Origin of the sequence: uncultured Desulfosarcina sp., from assembly GCF_963664155.2 — a bacterium.
Taxonomy (GTDB): domain Bacteria; phylum Desulfobacterota; class Desulfobacteria; order Desulfobacterales; family Desulfosarcinaceae; genus Desulfosarcina.
This window is the reverse complement of record NZ_CAXXXH010000001.1, coordinates 150158-167355: the sequence shown is the minus strand read 5'-3', so window position 1 is coordinate 167355 and position 17198 is coordinate 150158. Positions and strand designations below refer to the sequence as shown.

Here is a 17198-nt window from a genome sequence, read left to right as displayed (position 1 = left end):
AATATGCAGCAATCGGCCAGGAAGTCAGCCGTTGCTGCATATTCTATATGGGACGGCATCATCCACCGTCCTTTTAGCGGGTCTTGCGTGGCCCGGCGATACCATGGGAAGGTGACTATGCAAAACAAAACCGTATGGATTGGCCTTGTCGCGGCAGTTTTGCTCTGCGGTTGCGCGCTTCAGGAGGATGTCTACACACTGGACCACCGCCTTTCCGCTCTGGAGCGGCGAAATCTTGACCTGGAAAAGCAGAATCGCGAACTTGAAAAACTCAACCAGGATTTGCTCCAGGCCAAAGAGAAGATATCCAGCCGGGTCGAAGGACTGGACCAGACCCGTCGGGATGATGAAATAGAACTCCGTGGGCAGTATGCCGGGTTGGTTGCCCAGGTACAGGCTGTTCAGGAATCGTCCCAGATGCTTTCCGGCCGGCTCGAAGAGATGGAATATCTGCTTAAGCAGAAACTCGAGGGGTTTGAAGACAATCAGTTGAAGAACCGGGAGCGAATGGACCGGCTGGCAGCCGATACAGCCGCCGTCCAGAAGCGCATCGATATTATCGACCAATACCTGAACCTAGAGGCCGCCCAGGCGCAAAAAGTGGCAAAACCACCCGTCTCCTCAGCTGTCGCTGCCACGCCGGCATCGGACCAGGCCCTTTACCTTGAGGCAAAGCGAGCATTCGACGATGGGAACCTTGAAGCGGCCCGGAAAGGCTTTGAACAGCTGATTACCGAATTTCCCAAGTCCCAGGAGGCGGACAACTCCCAGTTCTGGATTGGTGAAACCTATTACCGGGAAAAGTGGTATGAGAAAGCCATTCTTGAATACCAGAAAGTGATAGAGAAATACCCTTCCGGCAACAAGGTGCCCGCTGCGTTGCTGAAGCAAGGGTTATCCTTTTTGAATATCGGAGAAACCAACAACGCCCGCCTGGTTCTAAAAGAATTGGTCGCCAAGCATCCGGGCACCAATGAAGCCAGCATCGCCAAGCAGAAATTGGAATCCCTCTGATCCTTATTTCGCCGGCGGACATCTGATCTTTCATGAGATTATTAGCTGTCCGGGAGGTGCATGCCGGCCCATTGCAGGATGCGATAATCGACCATGATCAAAGTGATCGGCATTGATCCCGGCCTGGCTGATACCGGGATCGGCATTGTCCGCGGTATCGGCCTGAAGGTTCACGGCTATGCCTACGGCACTATCTCCACATCCAAGGAGGAGCCCACGGCCTGCCGACTGGAGCATATCTATACGAAGATCAGCCGGGTGCTTGCAGATGAGAAACCGGACCTCATGGTGCTGGAGGACGTCTTTTCCCTTGAAAAATATCCCAAGTCGGGTATCGTTTTAGGTAAGGTATGCGGTGTTGTGTTGCTGGCAGGCACCCAGTCCGGTGTGCCCTTGATTGAAGTGCCGGTGCGGCAGGCCAAGCAGATTCTTACCGGCAACGGAAAGGCCTCAAAGTTGCAGTTGGAACGGTCGGTGCGAAGCACCCTTTGCGCCCCGATGCCTATCCGTCCCTTTCATGCATCGGATGCATTGGGGTTGGCTTTGATTGGCCTGTTCCGCCATTACCCGATATAATGGCCGGGCGAAGGTTGCATCGAAAGGGATCACCGAATGTCCATGGCCGTCCGTGATGCAACCTCGTCGAGTTGAGAAGAGATGATCGGATACCTTGAAGGCCGATTGATGAAAAAGGATAAGGACCGGATTCTACTCCTGGTGAACCAGGTGGGATACGAAGTTCTTGTCCCGGTGGTGGTGATGGAAACCCTGTCCAAAAAGGCCGTCGGTGACGAGGTTTCCCTGTATATTTATTACTACCAGACTGAAAGACAACCCAAACCGGTGCTTATCGGATTCAACCTGGAGGCGGAAAAGGAATTTTTTCAGTACTTTATTTCTGTGGAGGCCATCGGTCCGCTGAAGGCCGTCAAGGCATTGAACATCTCGGTGGGGGATATCGCCCATGCCATCGAAAGCGGTGATGTCAAGACGCTGAAGCAGCTGAGCGGGATCGGTGATCGCACGGCCCATAAAATCGTTGCCTCGCTGCAGGGCAAGATGAACAAATTCGCCCTGATAAGACATGAAAAGGACGGCGTTCCCGTTCTGGCGGATGAGGATTTCATCCAAATGGTGATGGATGTGCTGGTGTCGCAGCTGGGCTATAAAACTACTGATGCCCGGCAGTTGGTTGCTGATGCCATGAAGCGAAACAACGCCATTACCACGGCGGAGCTGTTGTTTGATGAAATCTACCGGGGGCAGCGGCGATAAACAGCCGGGCCCGCTCAATTAAAATGGTTGATGGACGATGATTGACACCAAACCACGGACCCATTGATGCCCGATCGAATCCTAACGCACCATTCAGATGACACCGCCGTTGTCGATGGCGCCCTTCAGGCGGATGACAGGGATCCGGATATTTTATCCCTGCGTCCCGAACGTCTGCATGAATACGTGGGTCAAGCCGAGGTGGTAGAGACCCTGAAGATCGCCATTGAAGCGGCCAAGCTCAGGGCTGAACCCCTGGAGCACGTTCTGTTTCATGGTCCGCCCGGCCTGGGAAAGACCACCCTGGCCCACATCATTGCCAATGAAATGGGCGGGACGCTGACCGTGACATCGGGGCCGGCTCTGGAAAAGGGGGGAGACCTGATCGGGATTCTCACCCATTTAGGAGAAGGGGACGTACTCTTTGTGGATGAAATTCACCGGACGCCCAAGACGGTGGAAGAATTTCTCTACCCGGCCATGGAAGACTTTGCCGTTGACTTTGTCTTCGACAAGGGCATTCACGCCCGCAGTCACCGCTACCGGTTGAAATGCTTTACGCTGGTTGGGGCCACCACGCGGGTCGGTCTGCTCTCCGCACCGTTGCGGGATCGCTTCGGTATTTTCCGAAGTCTCGATTTTTACGGGCTCGATGACCTGGTGCGCATCACTACCCGGTCGGCAGCCCTGCTGGATGTGGCCATCGACGAGCCCGGTGCTCTGGAACTGGCCAAACGCTCCCGGGGCACGCCGCGAATCGTCAACCGGCTGCTCAAGCGGGTTAGGGATTATGCCCAGGTCCGCGGCGACGGTGCCATTTCCAAACCCACCGTGGAAGCGGCTTTGACGCTGGAGGGGGTGGATAGTCGAGGACTCACCCGGCTGGACCACCGCTACCTGAAAACCATCATCGATTATTACGGCGGTGGACCCGTGGGTATCGAAGCCATCTCCGCGACCCTTCAGGAAGAGACCGATACCTTGGTGGATGTGGTGGAGCCTTACCTGTTGAAGATCGGAATGGTGATACGTACCTCATCGGGTCGACGGACCTCAGATGCGGCCTACCGCCATTTGGGCGTGCCCGTCCAACAGAAACTCTTTTAATTCAAGGATTCTGGACGCTGGAAAAAAGGAGAAAGTTCGGGATCGTTTGACCTGAACCATAAACAAGAAACGGCACACACCGTGCCATAGGACACGTGAGGAAAGCCTGACCCATGGCAAAACCCGAAAAGCGCTGGCAGCTTTTACTGGTGGCTGACGACGGGCGAATCATACCTTTCAAGAGAATCAAGGGAATCGCCGTGACGCTGGCGATACTGATGGTGGTTCTGGGTCTGGCATGCGCCGGTCTGGGTTGGCAGCTGACTGCGGAAAAAGTCAGGCATCGGCGGACACTGGCGCAGCTCGCGGATGCCAACCGGCAGGTGGTCCACTACAAAAGCGAACATGAATTGATAACTGCAGAACTGGTGTTGGCCGAAGCACGCATGGAAAAAGCCGGCTTGCAGATACCGCGGCGACAGGAGCGGATTGCCCAACAAACACCAGTGAAAACAGTTGATGCCAAACCGGCTACCGCACCAAAAGTCGATGACGGCCAAAAAGAAAGGGGATCTGTAGCCCCGGCCAGTCCGACGGCCGAAATTCAGCCATCCATCCCTTCGGCAGCCACACCGACGGACAGTGCAGCCGAGGAGGCCCTCCCTAAAGCAGCCCCGGCTGAAGCAACCGCAGAACCTGAGCAACCGGCAGTTGCCATTGAGGACCTGGAAATCAAACACGACGCTGGAAAAAAGATCCTCCTGGCACGATTCCGCGTAAAAAATACCGGCCCCCGGTCTTCGCCGGTTGCGGGCCGGTGTGTGGTGGTGCTTAAAAACGACCAGATGGCACCCGGGACATGGCTGGCCATGCCGGGGGTTACCCTCCTGAACGGTAAGCCTGACGGGGAGCGGGGGCAGGCATTCAAAATCTCCCGATTTAGAGACATGGAGATAAAGGCCATGGGACAGACGGACCCGTCGTCCTTCAAAACTGCCACCGTTTATGTGTTTGATACCGACGGGAAAAAAACTCTGGAAAAAGATTTCCCCATCGACCTTCCTGTTCCCAAGCCGGCCCCGGAACCGGTTCTCACCCCCGCGGCCCAACCTGCCAACGCGTCCAAGGCAACCATTGCTCCGGCGGTACCGGAGGCATCGCCGCCATCCATTATGCCGGTCAAGCAACAGGCGCCTGATGAGGATTCAGGTAAGTGGGTTGGAAATCTGCCGATGGTACCTCCCCCGGAAAGCGATACCGGGGCCGCGTCGCCGCCGGTTCCGGCAGGAGTACCGGGGGATGATCCATCGCTGACCGAAGGCGTTGAACCGGTCAAGAGAGAAGACGCCCGTTCCCGGTTTTAAACTGGGAAAGCGTGATTTTTCAGACCCGTTTAACATGCAAGCGACCCAGTTATCAGGAGAGCGGATGTGAAGGATAATGGCAATAAGTTTTCCATCATCGACAAGGGCATGACCGTAGACGGCTCCCTGGTGGGCAGGGGCAATCTGGTGGTCAAGGGGTCGGTCAAAGGGACCCTTACCGGCGAAAGCGTAGTCATCAGCGAAGAGGGTCACATCGCGGCAGATACCAAAGCTGAAACCATGACCGTCGGCGGCAGCTTTGAAGGCCGTGTGGAAACATCGGGGCAGTTGGTGATTCTTGCCACGGGAAAATGCACCGGTGAGATTTTTTGCGGGGACCTGGTCGTAGAGGCCGGAGGCCGGCTGGATGCACGGGTGACTTGCAAAGGGCCGGTTCAGGGAAAAAAGTAATTGGGTCTGTCTGCGAAGTTATCGGCCGCCGGGATTTTCTGATTCGAACAGGTGGGCGTATCGGTCAAAAGGGATGCCGACGCTTTTAAAATTGTCGAAGGTGACGTCGGAAAACGGCAGGCTTTCCTTTTTGCGCAGGGTCTCGAAAATGCCCAGATAGCTGGAAAGGATTCGATGCTCCCAGCGCAATCTCAGGTCGCGGATAATCCGCATAATCGGTCCCGGTGAACCTTCGATCTCCAGAAATCCGGCAAAGGGCAGGGTGTCCATGCATAGGGTAGTGTCTTTCAACTGCCATGTTTCCCGCCATTTTTCGTAGACCTGGCAGCGAAAGTAGCCCAGGGCATTCAAGATGGCGTTCATAGTGTCGAAATCGTTGACGCTCACCTCCAGTTCCCGATAGATCTTAAAGCGGGTGTCGACCTCTGGCGGCGGAGACTTGAAGGTGAGCGTGGTGCCTTGATCTTTCCTCAATCGAAGCAGGCATTTATTTTTCTGCAGCCGGCCATCTTCCGTTTCGTAGCGGGCATTGTGCTCGAAAGTGCGTTGGCAGATGCATGCTGCGCCGAGTTCCTGGAGGCGGCGCCGAAGGGCGGCAAAATTTGAAATGTGAAATTTCAATTCGATTTCAAGATGTTCCATGGTAATCGATAAATTACAGAAATAGAAACTGTTGTCAAAACAATAGATGCCCAGGCGAATGAAAATGGCATATTCAATCCCTTGCCCAGCCTACTTTTTCCTTGACACCGGTGGGATTATCTATTAATAGTCCCTGATTCTAAGAAACGAACAGGAGTAAAAACGGTGAAAAAATATACCTACAGCGCAAAAGACTCTGATAATCAGAACAAATGGTGGGTGGTTGATGCCGATGGTGCCATCCTTGGCCGGCTGGCATCCCAGGTTGCCGCTGCACTTCGCGGCAAAAACAATCCGCTCTATACCCCCCATGCGGATCTGGGTGATTCGGTGGTCGTGATCAATGCCGAAAAGATCGTGCTGACCGGCAGAAAAATGGAGCAGAAAAACTACTACCGTCACAGTGGCTACATCGGCGGGTTGAAGACCATTACCGCCAAAAAACTGATTGAGAAACGACCTGAAGATGTGGTCCGTTTCGCCGTTAAAGGGATGCTGCCCAAAAACAGTTTGGGGCGCAGACTGTTTAAGAAACTCAAGGTTTACGCCGGGGACCAGCATCCCCACGAGGCCCAGCAGCCGGAAACGATGAGTATTTGATTAGGTTAGGGGAAACCAAAGAATAAAGTCCATTACTGGGGAACTTCATGGCAACAGAAAAAACAAATTACGCTACCGGAAAAAGAAAGAGTGCCATCGCAAGGACATGGATCAAGCCCGGCACCGGTGTCATTACTGTTAACGATCGACCTGTGGATGAGTATTTTGCGGTAAGCACGGCACAGACCATCCTGCGGCAGCCGCTGGCCCTGACCAATAATCTGGATGCCTTCGACATTACTATTAAAGTTCACGGAGGCGGTATCTCCGGGCAGGCGGGCGCGGTGCGCCATGGCATCACCAAGGCCCTGATCCTTTTCGACCCGGAATTAAGACCGTCTCTGAAACGGGCCGGCTTCATCAAGCGGGACCCGAGAGAAAAAGAGAGAAAAAAATATGGGCAGAAGGGTGCCCGGGCCCGGTTCCAGTTCTCAAAACGCTAATATTCCCAATTCTATATTTTCAAAAGGGAGCGGAATGTATTCTGCTCCCTTTTTGCGTTGGGACGAATTGAACGACCCCCCAATGGTCAAGCCAACTATTTCTTTTAAACATCCGGTTAAACCGATACAATCTGCTGCTCGGCATGGGTCAACTGCTCGAGACCATTTGGGGTGACCACGTGGGTGTTTTCGATCCCGACGACCCCTTTGCCCGGAAAGATCAGTTTCGGCTCCAGTGCGATCACCATGTTTTCTTTCAATTCAGTTCTCTGGCCATCGGCCAGAAAAGGAAATTCATCCAGTTCCAGACCTACGCCGTGACCGATAAACCGTATACGGTCGGCGCCGGCACCCATGAAATTTTCACCCACCCCTTTTCGTGCAGCAATCTCTATCGCCGCCGTATAGAGATCGCCGGCGACGGTGCCGGGTGTAGCCATGGATTTAATCTGTTCCTGCAGATCCAGCATGTGGGCATGGGCTTCCACCAACCTCTGCGGTGGGCGCCCGATGGAATAGATCCGGGTATGGTCGCTGATGTAACCGTTCCAGGCAAACACATAATCAAATAAAATCGGTTCGTTCCGCCGGATTTTCCTGAAACTCGGCCCCTGGGCCACCGCCGCACTGACCGATGCACCGCCGGTGGGAGAAGCTAGGTAGCTGGGCACCGCGGCGGTGGGACCGGACATGAGGTGTCCATAGAACATTTCCGCCCCCCACAGGCGCATGCGTACGATGCCCTGGTGGCCTAGCCGGCGGGCCTGCGCTTCCACCATGCCGGCCAACTCGATTTCCGTCATTCCCGTTCTCAACAGATTGGGGACCGTTTCAGCCACCTGGTCGGAAAAGGCCGCCGCCTGCCGAATCAAATTGAGTTCGTAAGCGGACTTGACTGTCCGAACCATGCGGATCGGTATGGAAATATCCCGAATGTCCACCTCTGGAAACAGCCGTTTATAGGTAAAATAGAGGTTGGTCGGCAGCACATCCAGTTCCATACCCATGACCGTCGGCGGTTTCAGACCATTTTCCCGAATCCGGGCGATCAGCTGTTTGGGGCTGTTCAAAGAGAGGATGGTTGAAAGGGGAGACTCCGCTGTGGCCCGTTGCAAACTTTTGCGAACCATCAACAGCGGTGCGCCCCGGCTAGGTATGTAGAGGTGCGATTGCTGGATAGTCCCCGAGAAATAAAAAAGATCCGTGTTCTGCAGAATCAAAGCGCCGTCGATGCCCTCCTGCAGCAGCCGACGCTGGAGTTTTTCGATGCGGTCATCGATTTCAGTTTTCGGTGTGGAAAATCCCTGATCGATCATGGGCTGAGACATCCTTTCTTGACATTCGGGAAGGCATGCGCAAGCGGAGCAAACGGAAAATACCCCTAAAAATAGGGTGTAACCCAGAATAAAGTCAAGCGCTCAGGTAGAATGGCATAAATCATCTTTCTCCACCTTGCAGCGGTCCGGCATATTTTCTCATCGGATACAGGACCTCGATTCTTGATAATGAAGCGGTGTTGATGTAAGATAATTATTCCAGTTCATGTGACCCTGTCATGATGCTTCGTTCCTGATAAAAATGGACGACGACCCTAAAGAACATTGCCATGACCGCTTATTTCATCCGCCGATTTCTGCTGATCGTTCCTACATTCCTCGGTATCACCATACTGATTTTTGTGATTACCCGGTTTGTTCCCGGCGGCCCCATCGAACGGATCATCGCCCAGGCCCAGCAGCAGGCCCTTGAAGGCGGGTCAGCGGCCGTTTCCGAAACGGTGCAGCGCCAGCCGCTGTCCGACGATCAGATTGAGCTGCTGAAAAAGTACTATGGGTTCGACAAACCGGTGCTTGTCAGCTATGTCAGCTGGCTGGGCAAGCTGGTCCGCGGCGACCTGGGCATCTCCACCCGCTACTATGATCCGGTGTGGGAGATGATCCGGGAACGGATTCCCATTTCCCTGTATTTTGGCCTGTTGACCCTGATCGCTACCTATGGAGTCTGTATTCCCCTGGGTATCGCCAAGGCCATCCGCCATAAGAGCATGTTTGACGACGCCTCTTCGGTCCTCGTTTTTGTGGGTTATGCCATTCCCGGTTGGGTGGCGGGGATCCTGATGATCCTAGTGTTCGCCTCCCATTGGGAAGTGTTCCCGCTGGGTGAACTGGTGGGTGAGAACTTCGATGCCATGTCCGTCTGGGAAAAGGCGCTGGACTTGGCCTGGCACTCCCTGCTGCCCTTGACAGCCTATCTGATCGGGGCCTTCAGCTTTATGACGTTTCTTATGAAAAACACGCTTATGGACAACCTGGCGGCCGACTATGTGAGAACGGCCATGGCCAAGGGACTCACCTTTCGACGGGCCGTATTCGGCCATGCACTGAGAAACAGCCTGATCCCCATTGCCACCACATTCGGCAACAATATCAGCGTGATTCTGTCCGGTTCTTTTCTGGTGGAAAAAGTGTTCAACATCGACGGCATGGGCTTGTTGGGCTATGAATCGGTGGTTGAACGCGACTACCCGGTGGTGATGGGTGTACTGGCAATCTCCAGCATATTGTTTCTCGTGGGCAATATTCTGTCCGACATGTGCGTGGCCGCCGTGGATCCGCGGGTAAAATTCGAATAGTGAAACGAATATGTCCATCAGCCCCCTGACGATAAAAAAGCTCAAGCGGTTTCACGCCATCAAACGCGGATACTACGCCTTTGTGCTGCTGGTGGCTATGATCCTGGGGTGCCTGGGGGCTGAACTGCTGGTCAGCAATCGTGCCCTGATCGTCTGTTATCAGGACCATTGGTATTTCCCCACATATGGGGACATCATCCCGGGCAAAACCTTCGGGCTGGCATACGACTACGAAACGAACTATCGGGATCTGGCCGACCATTTCCAGAGGCAGAAGACCGGAAACTGGGTCCTGCTGCCACCGGTGCCCTACAGCGCCTTTGAGAACGACCTGCAGCCCGACATCCTGCCACCGGAACCACCGACGTTCCAGCGCCGCCATTATCTGGGAACTGACACCTCCGGCCGGGACGTGCTGGCCCGCCTGGTATATGGCTTTCGTATCGCCATTTTATTTTCATTGGGCCTGCTGGTGACCACTTATGCGGTGGGTATCAGCATCGGCTGCGCCATGGGCTATTTCGGCGGTTGGTTCGACATTCTTTTGCAGCGCATTATCGAAATCTGGTCAACGGTGCCTTTTTTATATGTCGTGATTATTATTTCGTCCATTGTGGTGCCCAACTTCTGGTGGCTTATCGCCATTATGGTCATATTCGGCTGGATGGGCGTGACCTGGACGATTCGAACGGTGACCTACAAGGAAAAGGCGCGCGATTATGTGCTGGCCGCCAAGGCCCTGGGGGCTTCGGACCTGCGGATCATCTTCCGGCACATCCTGCCCAATACCGTCTCGATCATCGTTACCTACATCCCTTTTTCCATCTCGGGAGGAATCGTGGCCCTCACCTCTCTGGACTATCTGGGATTCGGACTGCCGCCACCGACGCCGAGCTGGGGCGAACTGCTCCAGCAGGCCTGGGCCAACTTCAGTGCCTGGTGGCTGGGGTTCTCGGTAATTGCGGCTATGGTAGTAACCCTGGTGGCGGTCACCTTTGTGGGGGAAGCGGTTCGGGAGGCCTTTGATCCAAAAATGCATACGGTATATGAGTGATGGCGACAACCGGCCTCAACCAGCCTGCTCCGGCCCATCGGCGTAGCCCTTTAGGCAAACCGGCCACCGGTATCAGCCGGCGAACGGTTCTTTGGCTTTGCCTGACCGCGGGCCTGCTTCTTCTGTTCGGCGGTTGTTCCCCGGATAGACAGCCGTCGGACGGGACTGTCTCAACTGCTGAAAAGGGAAGCACGACCCGTCCGGCACCAAAAGTTCCGCGTGAACCACTGCCCGACGGCATCATGTGGCTCACCAACGACACCGATCCACCATTTGCCTCTCCGGATGCGCGCCGGGGAGGTACCCTGCACCAGGCCCTGGAGTCATTCCCGTTGACCTTCCGGGTGGTGGGACCCGATTCCAACACCAGCTTCCGGAGCGCCATTCTGAACAACCAGCTGGGGCTCACCGGCATCCATCCGAACACGCTGAACATCGTTCCGGAACTGGCCACCCACTGGGCTTACGGCAGTGACAAGAAGACCATGTATTTCAAGCTCAACCCGAAAGCCCGCTGGTCCGACGGGGTGCCGGTCACCGCCGACGACTTTGCCTATACCCTGGATTTCATGCGTTCGCCCTATATCGTGGCCCCCTGGTACAACGATTATTATACGAGCGAGATCGACCGTGTTATCGTCTATGACGACTACACCCTGGCGGTGGTCAGCACCAAGGCCCAGCCGGATCTGCACCTGAAGATCAGCATCGGACCCACGCCGCGCCACTTCTTTGAACCCTTGACGGAGGATTTTATCCGTAAGACCAACTGGTCGATTGTCCCGAACACCGGCCCCTATCAGATCGATCGCTTTAAAAAGGGGCGCTATGTGCGCTTTGCGCGCAAGAAAAACTGGTGGGGCGATGACCTGCCCTATTTCAAGCACCGCTTCAATGTGGACACGGTGCTGTTCAAGGTGATCCGGGACCCCAATCTTCAATGGGAGTATTTCAAAAAAGGCAAGTTGGATGTCTACCCGGCGACAGTTCCTCAATACTGGCATATCAAGACCCGGACGCCCGTGGTGGAAAAGGGGTATGTGCATAAAATGTGGTTTTTCAACGACACCCCCCAATCGGCCATGGGACTGTGGATGAACCTGGACCGGGAGATTTTCAAGGATATCAACCTGCGGTATGCCTTTGCCCATGCCATGAACGTGGAGAAGGTGATCACCGACGTATTGCGCAATGATTACTTCCGCCTGGAAAGCGCCTATGTCGGCTACGGCCCGTACACCAATTCGACCATCAAGGCGCGGCGCTACGATATCGGCAAGGTGGAGGCGTACATGACCCAGTCCGGCTGGCTGCGGGGACCCGACGGTATCTGGGCCAAAAACGGCCGACGCTACAGCGTGGAGGTGGTCTACTACCGTGACGACCACACGCAGCGCCTGGTGGTGCTCAAGGAAGAGGCCAAAAAAGCGGGCATCGAACTGCAACTGCTCAAACTGGATCCATCCACGGCCTTCAAGAAAATTCTGGAAAAGCGGCATGACGTGGCCTGGCTCGGGTGGAGCACGGGGCTGCGGCCCCATTTCTGGGAGTTCTGGCACTCGGCCAACGCGCACAAGGGACAGACCAATAATATCACCAACACCGATGACCCGGAAATGGATCGTCTGATCGATGCCTACCGCAACTCTCTGGAGGAGGCGGAACGCATCGATCTGGCCAAACGGATCCAGGTCAGGGTCCATGAGATCGGTGCCTTTGTTCCCACGTTCATGGTCCCTTATTTCCGAGAGGTCTACTGGCGATGGTGGCGCCTTCCCCGGCCGCCTGCCACGCGTACCTCGGGGAGCCTGTTCGATGCTTTCAGCAGTGGCAGCGGGGGGCTGTTCTGGTTCGATCAAACGCTTTTCGATCAGACCCGGGAGGCCATGGCCGATGGTCGTTCATTTGAACCGGTCACCGTGGTGGACCGGACCTATAAGCCCTGACCGGAATGGATGGCGAAGATGAACAATGGACAGCCCATTTTAACCGTTGACCACCTGGTGGCGACCTTTGACACCGACGCCGGACGGGTGCGGGCGGTGGATCAAGTGAGTTTTTCGCTGAAAGCCGGCACCATTTTAGGGCTGGTGGGAGAATCCGGCTGCGGTAAAAGCGTTACGGCACTGTCGATCATGAGGCTGCTGCCGCGACCCGCCGGGGTCATCGAAAGTGGTGCCATCCGGCTCAACGGTGTGGATCTGGTGCAATTGGCCCCGGATGAGATGCATCGGATCCGGGGACGGCGGATCGGGATGATTTTCCAGGAACCCATGACGGCACTGAACCCGGTTCATCGCATCGGTCAACAACTGGTGGAGGTCTTCGACTTGCATCGCCCGGATTTGGACGCCGTTCAACGGTATCAGGCGGCCGTGGCCCTGCTGTCCCGGGTGGGCATTCCCGAGGCCAGGGCCCGGATGGACGAGTATCCTCACCAGATTTCAGGGGGCATGCGTCAGCGGGTGATGATTGCCATGGCTCTGGCCGGAAAACCGGATGTACTCATCGCTGATGAACCCACCACGGCGCTGGATGTCACCATTCAGGCGCAGATCCTGGAATTGATTCTCGACCTGCAGAAGGAGACGGGCATGGCCGTCCTTTTCATCACGCATGCCTTGGGGGTCATCGCCCAGATCTGCCAGGAAGTGGCGGTGATGTACGCCGGATGGATTGTCGAATCCGCACCGGCGGCGGCCCTTTTCAAAAAGCCCCTGCATCCTTATACGCAGGGTCTGCTGGCTTCCATGCCCAGGTTGTCATCGGAGAACAAAAGCGTCCTGCCCATTATCCGGGGCACCGTGCCCAGCCTGCATCAATTGCCCCCCGGGTGCCGGTTTCAGAATCGTTGTCCCCATGTGATGGATCGATGCGGTAAAGAGACGCCCGGCCCGGTGGCTGTGGATGACGATCACTGGGCCCGTTGTTTTTTACTTGAAGGTTAATCGTGGAGTCTATGCCGGTGACGGTTCCTGAAAACGACGATCTGCTTCGGGTGGACAACCTGAAGATGTATTTTCCCGTTCGCGGCGGCGTGCTGCGCAAACGGATAGGATATGTTCACGCCGTAGACGGCGTCTCCCTGACCGTGGGGTGCGGTGAAACGCTGGGGCTGGTGGGCGAATCCGGCTGCGGCAAGACCACCGTGGGCCGGTGCATCCTCAGGCTCTACCAGCCCACGCAAGGGCGGGTGATCTTTGACGGAACGGATCTGCTGAAAGCCGATTCGAAAACCCTTCGGACGGCCCGCCGGCAGCTTCAAATGATTTTCCAGGACCCTTTCGAATCCCTCAATTCCCGCCATACCGTGGGCGATATTGTCGCCGAACCATTCATCATCCACCGGGTTGGAAGCCCCACAAGCCGAATGCGCGCGGTGGCCGGCCTGCTTGAGCGGGTGGGGTTGGCAGCCGACGCAGCCAGCCGTTTTCCCCACGAATTTTCCGGCGGCCAGCGCCAGCGCATCGGCATCGCCCGTGCCATCGCCCTCAACCCCAAGCTGGTGGTCTGCGACGAGCCGGTATCGGCCCTGGATGTCTCGATTCAGTCCCAGATTCTCAACCTGCTGCTGGCGCTGCAAAAGGATCTGGGACTCAGTTACCTGTTTATCGCCCACGACCTAGCCGTGGTCAAGCATGTGTCAGACAGGATTGCGGTGATGTACCTGGGCCGGATCGTGGAATACGCCGCTTCGGGGGAGCTTTATCGGAAACCCCTTCACCCTTATACCCAGGCGCTGATCGCTGCGATCCCCGATCCGGACCCGGAGAAGAAAAAAACGTCGCCGCCGATGCTGTCCGGCGACGTGCCGTCCCCCATCAACCCGCCGCCCGGATGCCATTTCCATCCCCGCTGCCCATACGCCTGCAGCCGCTGCCGGAAAGAAACACCGGCCCTGGTGCCATTTGGCTCATCAGAGTCCGGTCATTGGGTTGCCTGTCACTTCGCCGGTCGGCTCGATGGTGGCTGCGTCGACACGCCCCGAATCGTCAGCGATTGAGAGGACGTTTATTCTCGGCGTGGTGCAACGCGCCAGCAGATCCCCCTTCTGAGCATTGTTGTTGCTGCAAAACACAAGATTTGACTCGCGGGTTCTCAGGGCGAACTCCAGCTGTCGATCCCGCTCATAAATATCCTCCCTGAAATTCACTTTCCCATCCGCATCCACCCAGGCGGTAAAATAAACGAGGTGCACCGGGATAGGGTTGTCAAGAACCACGGTTTGCCGCTGCCCATTCGCAATGGCGGCTTCCAGCCGGGTGCGATCCCACCCCTGTTCGCTTAACAGGTATTGCGCCAGAACCAGCGGCGTTTCCAGCCGGACACATCCGGAGGAAAAACTTCGCTGCTGCCGGTTGAAGAGGGATTTGACGGGGGTGTCGTGGATGTAGACGCTCAGAGGGTTGGGAAACATGAACTTGACCCGCCCCAGTGCATTCACCTCCGAGGGATCCTGCCTCAGACGGTAGGGGAAATAGCTGGCAGACAGGTTTTCCCAGGTGATGCCTGTCGGATCAAGCTCCCGGGCCTGGTCGTCCCAGCTGTCAAAGACTCTGATGCCCTGCCTGGCCAGGTACGTCGGATCGCTGACTGCCTTTGGCAGAATATCCCTGCGGGCAATTTTTCGGGGGATGTTCCAAAAGGGGTTCAATTCTAGGTAGGTCATCCGGCCGGACAGGATGGGTGTCTGTCGGCGTTTCCTGCCAATAATGGCGCGTATGCTGTCGATTCGTGTGTCGGCTTCAACGACGCTTAATTCAAATGCGGGGATGTTGACCATCAGATAGCGGTCGCCGAGGCTGTCCGGAAACCAGCGCCAGCGCTCCATGTTGAGCTGCAACTGGGTGATTCTTTGTTTGACGGAGATGTTCAGTTCGGTCCGGGTGCGTTTGCCGACGCGACCATCTGCCCGTAAGCCGTGACGCCGCTGGAACCGTTTTACTGCCGCTTCGACGATTTCATCGTATTCGGTAGGATACTCCGGCATGTCCGAGGACCAATCGTCCGTTATTTTCAGACGGTGCGTTAACGCCTCGACACGGAAACCCCTGTCTCCTCTCTGCAATGTGGGACCCGGCGCGATGGCCGGCCAGCCGCCGGACTGCTTGATCTTCAAATATTGCTGCAAGGCCTTTCTCAATCCTCGGTAGGCCTGCCCGTTGGGGTGAAGCGATTCAAAATAGGCCTTCAACCGGTCTTCATTTAAGGCCTGGGCCAGTTCGGCAGGGAGGTCTCTGGTCGATACTCTTCGGCGGGCAAGCCACTGCGGGGAAAGCGACTCCGGCGTCACCCTTCCCTGCGACAGGTGTTGCGCATAGCGCAGCACCCCATTGGTCAGCGCCACATCAAACTGGAGATATCGTTTCGGGCCGTTAGGCGGGATCGTATCTGAAAAGGCCACCGAATCTCTTAACGCTTCCTGCAAGACTGGCAGAAGATAGTGGTCCGACTCAAGGCCGTCATCGTCGGATTTCCCAATGGCGGCAAACAGGGACTCTCCCTGCGGGCGCAGACCGTAGGCATCGACCCAGACCGGATAGTGGCCGACCGTTTGATAAAATCGTGCCACGGGGATCAAGGGATTGGCTCCGGCCATGTTCGTAGGGGTGTCATTCCCGCGGGCTGCCGATGCCAACTCCGATTTCAGTTCACTGCTTCCCTGTTGTTCCGGCGCTTCCCCCGCCACGCTCATAGGTGATAGAAAGATAGCGGTCACTGTTAACAGTATCGTCAGGTAAAGCGGGGGCTTCATCGGTTGTCCATCGGTCAGGTACGGGTAACTGTTATCTTTTCACTGACGCCGAATTCATTTACATCCGGGACACAATGAATCGGGTCGCGGCCGGGCATCAGCCGCTATTTTCCGGCGATGACGGTTTTCCGGCAACTTGCGGGTCGAATGGCCGATCCATTCCGGTCCGCAGCATCATTGTTTACCGGATTGCCTCATTGCCAAGTAGATCAAAATCCGGACCAGTTTGCCGATTGGGTTGAAAAATATTATATATGTAAATATTTAAATATCTTAGAAAGGGGCAGCCTTGTTTTTTATATCCGGACCCATCGTAAAATTGAGAATTATTTTTCCTAATTATTAAGAAAAAAAATCAGGAACAGGGGCACTAAAGATCGGCGTGATCGGGGTTCGACCCGGCATTCTAAAGGATTCCGGGCCGAGATCTAAAAAGTGCGCCATCGATCCTTGAACGCCGCGGCAATAGACCGATGAGTTTTTTCTTGACAAATTCCGGGCAACTTCATAACTATTTTATAGCTATTATGTAACCATTTTATAGCCTGCCCGCCGAACCGGCCCGGATCGTCGGGGAAAGCATATGCTTATTCGGTCTTTCCGACGAGCCATTCGCCGTCATAGTACCTTCGGCCGGTGCGAACTTTGAATTCCGGTGGATGCGGCCCCAGAGAAATATACGGAATACCCCGAAGAGGGAAAATATGGTTGCCCAGAATAATGGAAAGATTCCTAAAACGATCGGCGGGGGACCGGAAAACCCTGCCACGTCCCCCAAGACCGAGTTCAGGGTCCTCGGGGAAGAGATGATCGAAAAGGAAGTCAAAACGAGCGGAAAAACGGGTCGGGTATACCTTCCAGGAGATTGGGTGGGCAGGCTCGTCAAAATTATTCGCGTGAATTGACAGGGAGATAATCTTGAAATTGATTATTCCAATAGAGGGGCAACCCTCGATTGATT

At 55.5% G+C, this 17198-nt stretch carries 17 protein-coding genes; 14 read left to right on the top strand and 3 right to left on the bottom strand.

Annotated features, from left to right (window positions below):
* Positions 1–117 precede the first annotated feature (117 nt).
* The 6 genes from ybgF to ACHZBS_RS00780 all read left to right on the top strand — a co-directional run bounded on the left by ybgF (position 118) and on the right by ACHZBS_RS00780 (position 5111).
* The gene (gene ybgF, locus ACHZBS_RS00805) at positions 118–1014 is read left to right on the top strand and encodes a tol-pal system protein YbgF (RefSeq protein WP_319404639.1); all 897 of its coding nucleotides are present in this window, start codon (positions 118–120) and stop codon (positions 1012–1014) included.
* Between the two features lie 93 nt (positions 1015–1107).
* A complete protein-coding gene (locus ACHZBS_RS00800) occupies positions 1108–1590 on the top strand; it encodes a crossover junction endodeoxyribonuclease RuvC (protein ID WP_319404638.1) in 483 nt (160 codons plus the stop codon).
* Between the two features lie 81 nt (positions 1591–1671).
* A complete protein-coding gene (gene ruvA / locus ACHZBS_RS00795; RefSeq protein ID WP_319404637.1) occupies positions 1672–2289 on the top strand; it encodes a Holliday junction branch migration protein RuvA in 618 nt (205 codons plus the stop codon).
* 66 nt (positions 2290–2355) lie between these two features.
* Positions 2356–3396, top strand: coding sequence for a Holliday junction branch migration DNA helicase RuvB (gene ruvB, locus ACHZBS_RS00790; protein WP_319404636.1), 1041 nt, complete (start codon positions 2356–2358; stop codon positions 3394–3396).
* A gap of 113 nt (positions 3397–3509) precedes the next feature.
* The gene (locus tag ACHZBS_RS00785) at positions 3510–4700 is read left to right on the top strand and encodes a hypothetical protein (RefSeq protein ID WP_319404635.1); all 1191 of its coding nucleotides are present in this window, start codon (positions 3510–3512) and stop codon (positions 4698–4700) included.
* 66 nt (positions 4701–4766) lie between these two features.
* On the top strand, positions 4767–5111 hold the full coding sequence (locus ACHZBS_RS00780; RefSeq protein WP_319404634.1) for a polymer-forming cytoskeletal protein: 345 nt from the start codon (positions 4767–4769) through the stop codon (positions 5109–5111).
* Between the two features lie 18 nt (positions 5112–5129).
* Here ACHZBS_RS00780 and ACHZBS_RS00775 read toward each other — a convergent pair whose 3' ends face one another.
* Complete coding sequence (locus ACHZBS_RS00775; RefSeq protein WP_319404633.1) at positions 5130–5753, bottom strand: class IV adenylate cyclase; 624 nt, start codon at positions 5751–5753, stop codon at positions 5130–5132.
* Positions 5754–5918: 165 nt separating this feature from the next.
* Between ACHZBS_RS00775 and rplM the strand changes: the two genes are divergently transcribed.
* Both rplM and rpsI read left to right on the top strand, forming a co-directional pair.
* Positions 5919–6353 (top strand): 50S ribosomal protein L13, encoded by a 435-nt coding sequence (gene rplM / locus ACHZBS_RS00770; protein WP_319404632.1) that lies wholly within the window; start codon positions 5919–5921, stop codon positions 6351–6353.
* Between the two features lie 47 nt (positions 6354–6400).
* The gene (gene rpsI / locus ACHZBS_RS00765) at positions 6401–6796 is read left to right on the top strand and encodes a 30S ribosomal protein S9 (protein ID WP_319404631.1); all 396 of its coding nucleotides are present in this window, start codon (positions 6401–6403) and stop codon (positions 6794–6796) included.
* A gap of 116 nt (positions 6797–6912) precedes the next feature.
* Here rpsI and ACHZBS_RS00760 read toward each other — a convergent pair whose 3' ends face one another.
* Complete coding sequence (locus ACHZBS_RS00760) at positions 6913–8112, bottom strand: Xaa-Pro peptidase family protein (RefSeq protein ID WP_319404630.1); 1200 nt, start codon at positions 8110–8112, stop codon at positions 6913–6915.
* A gap of 290 nt (positions 8113–8402) precedes the next feature.
* Here ACHZBS_RS00760 and ACHZBS_RS00755 point away from each other — a divergent pair, with 290 nt between their 5' ends.
* The 5 genes from ACHZBS_RS00755 to ACHZBS_RS00735 all read left to right on the top strand — a co-directional run bounded on the left by ACHZBS_RS00755 (position 8403) and on the right by ACHZBS_RS00735 (position 14485).
* Positions 8403–9428, top strand: coding sequence for an ABC transporter permease subunit (locus ACHZBS_RS00755; RefSeq protein ID WP_319404629.1), 1026 nt, complete (start codon positions 8403–8405; stop codon positions 9426–9428).
* A 10-nt stretch (positions 9429–9438) separates the two neighbouring features.
* Positions 9439–10482 carry an ABC transporter permease subunit gene (locus ACHZBS_RS00750; protein ID WP_319404628.1) on the top strand — a complete coding sequence of 348 codons (1044 nt, stop codon included), beginning with the start codon at positions 9439–9441 and terminating at the stop codon, positions 10480–10482.
* Positions 10482–12428, top strand: coding sequence for an extracellular solute-binding protein (locus ACHZBS_RS00745; RefSeq protein WP_319404627.1), 1947 nt, complete (start codon positions 10482–10484; stop codon positions 12426–12428). Before ACHZBS_RS00750 ends, ACHZBS_RS00745 begins: the two co-directional genes overlap by 1 nt.
* 18 nt (positions 12429–12446) lie before the next feature.
* A complete protein-coding gene (locus tag ACHZBS_RS00740) occupies positions 12447–13430 on the top strand; it encodes an ABC transporter ATP-binding protein (RefSeq protein ID WP_319404626.1) in 984 nt (327 codons plus the stop codon).
* Positions 13431–13495: 65 nt separating this feature from the next.
* Positions 13496–14485, top strand: a complete 990-nt coding sequence (locus ACHZBS_RS00735) for an ABC transporter ATP-binding protein (protein ID WP_394708028.1) — start codon at positions 13496–13498, stop codon at positions 14483–14485.
* Here the strand turns inward: ACHZBS_RS00735 and ACHZBS_RS00730 are convergent.
* Positions 14399–16237, bottom strand: coding sequence for a L,D-transpeptidase family protein (locus ACHZBS_RS00730; RefSeq protein WP_319404624.1), 1839 nt, complete (start codon positions 16235–16237; stop codon positions 14399–14401). The genes ACHZBS_RS00735 and ACHZBS_RS00730 overlap by 87 nt on opposite strands.
* A gap of 659 nt (positions 16238–16896) precedes the next feature.
* On the opposite strand from ACHZBS_RS00730, the gene ACHZBS_RS00725 reads away from it, so the two are divergent.
* Positions 16897–17142 carry a DUF2080 family transposase-associated protein gene (locus tag ACHZBS_RS00725; RefSeq protein ID WP_319404623.1) on the top strand — a complete coding sequence of 82 codons (246 nt, stop codon included), beginning with the start codon at positions 16897–16899 and terminating at the stop codon, positions 17140–17142.
* Positions 17143–17198: the final 56 nt, after the last annotated feature.

Bases quoted from the DNA above. Each gene is read 5' to 3' on its own strand.
- ybgF (WP_319404639.1), top strand. From the start codon at position 118: ATGCAAAACAAAACCGTATGGATTGGCCTTGTCGCGGCAGTTTTGCTC.
- ACHZBS_RS00800 (WP_319404638.1), top strand. From the start codon at position 1,108: ATGATCAAAGTGATCGGCATTGATCCCGGCCTGGCTGATACCGGGATC.
- ruvA (WP_319404637.1), top strand. From the start codon at position 1,672: ATGATCGGATACCTTGAAGGCCGATTGATGAAAAAGGATAAGGACCGG.
- ruvB (WP_319404636.1), top strand. From the start codon at position 2,356: ATGCCCGATCGAATCCTAACGCACCATTCAGATGACACCGCCGTTGTC.
- ACHZBS_RS00785 (WP_319404635.1), top strand. From the start codon at position 3,510: ATGGCAAAACCCGAAAAGCGCTGGCAGCTTTTACTGGTGGCTGACGAC.
- ACHZBS_RS00775 (WP_319404633.1), bottom strand. From the start codon at position 5,753: ATGGAACATCTTGAAATCGAATTGAAATTTCACATTTCAAATTTTGCC.
- rpsI (WP_319404631.1), top strand. From the start codon at position 6,401: ATGGCAACAGAAAAAACAAATTACGCTACCGGAAAAAGAAAGAGTGCC.
- ACHZBS_RS00760 (WP_319404630.1), bottom strand. From the start codon at position 8,112: ATGATCGATCAGGGATTTTCCACACCGAAAACTGAAATCGATGACCGC.
- ACHZBS_RS00755 (WP_319404629.1), top strand. From the start codon at position 8,403: ATGACCGCTTATTTCATCCGCCGATTTCTGCTGATCGTTCCTACATTC.
- ACHZBS_RS00750 (WP_319404628.1), top strand. From the start codon at position 9,439: ATGTCCATCAGCCCCCTGACGATAAAAAAGCTCAAGCGGTTTCACGCC.
- ACHZBS_RS00745 (WP_319404627.1), top strand. From the start codon at position 10,482: ATGGCGACAACCGGCCTCAACCAGCCTGCTCCGGCCCATCGGCGTAGC.
- ACHZBS_RS00740 (WP_319404626.1), top strand. From the start codon at position 12,447: ATGAACAATGGACAGCCCATTTTAACCGTTGACCACCTGGTGGCGACC.
- ACHZBS_RS00735 (WP_394708028.1), top strand. From the start codon at position 13,496: ATGTATTTTCCCGTTCGCGGCGGCGTGCTGCGCAAACGGATAGGATAT.
- ACHZBS_RS00730 (WP_319404624.1), bottom strand. From the start codon at position 16,237: ATGAAGCCCCCGCTTTACCTGACGATACTGTTAACAGTGACCGCTATC.
- ACHZBS_RS00725 (WP_319404623.1), top strand. From the start codon at position 16,897: ATGCGGCCCCAGAGAAATATACGGAATACCCCGAAGAGGGAAAATATG.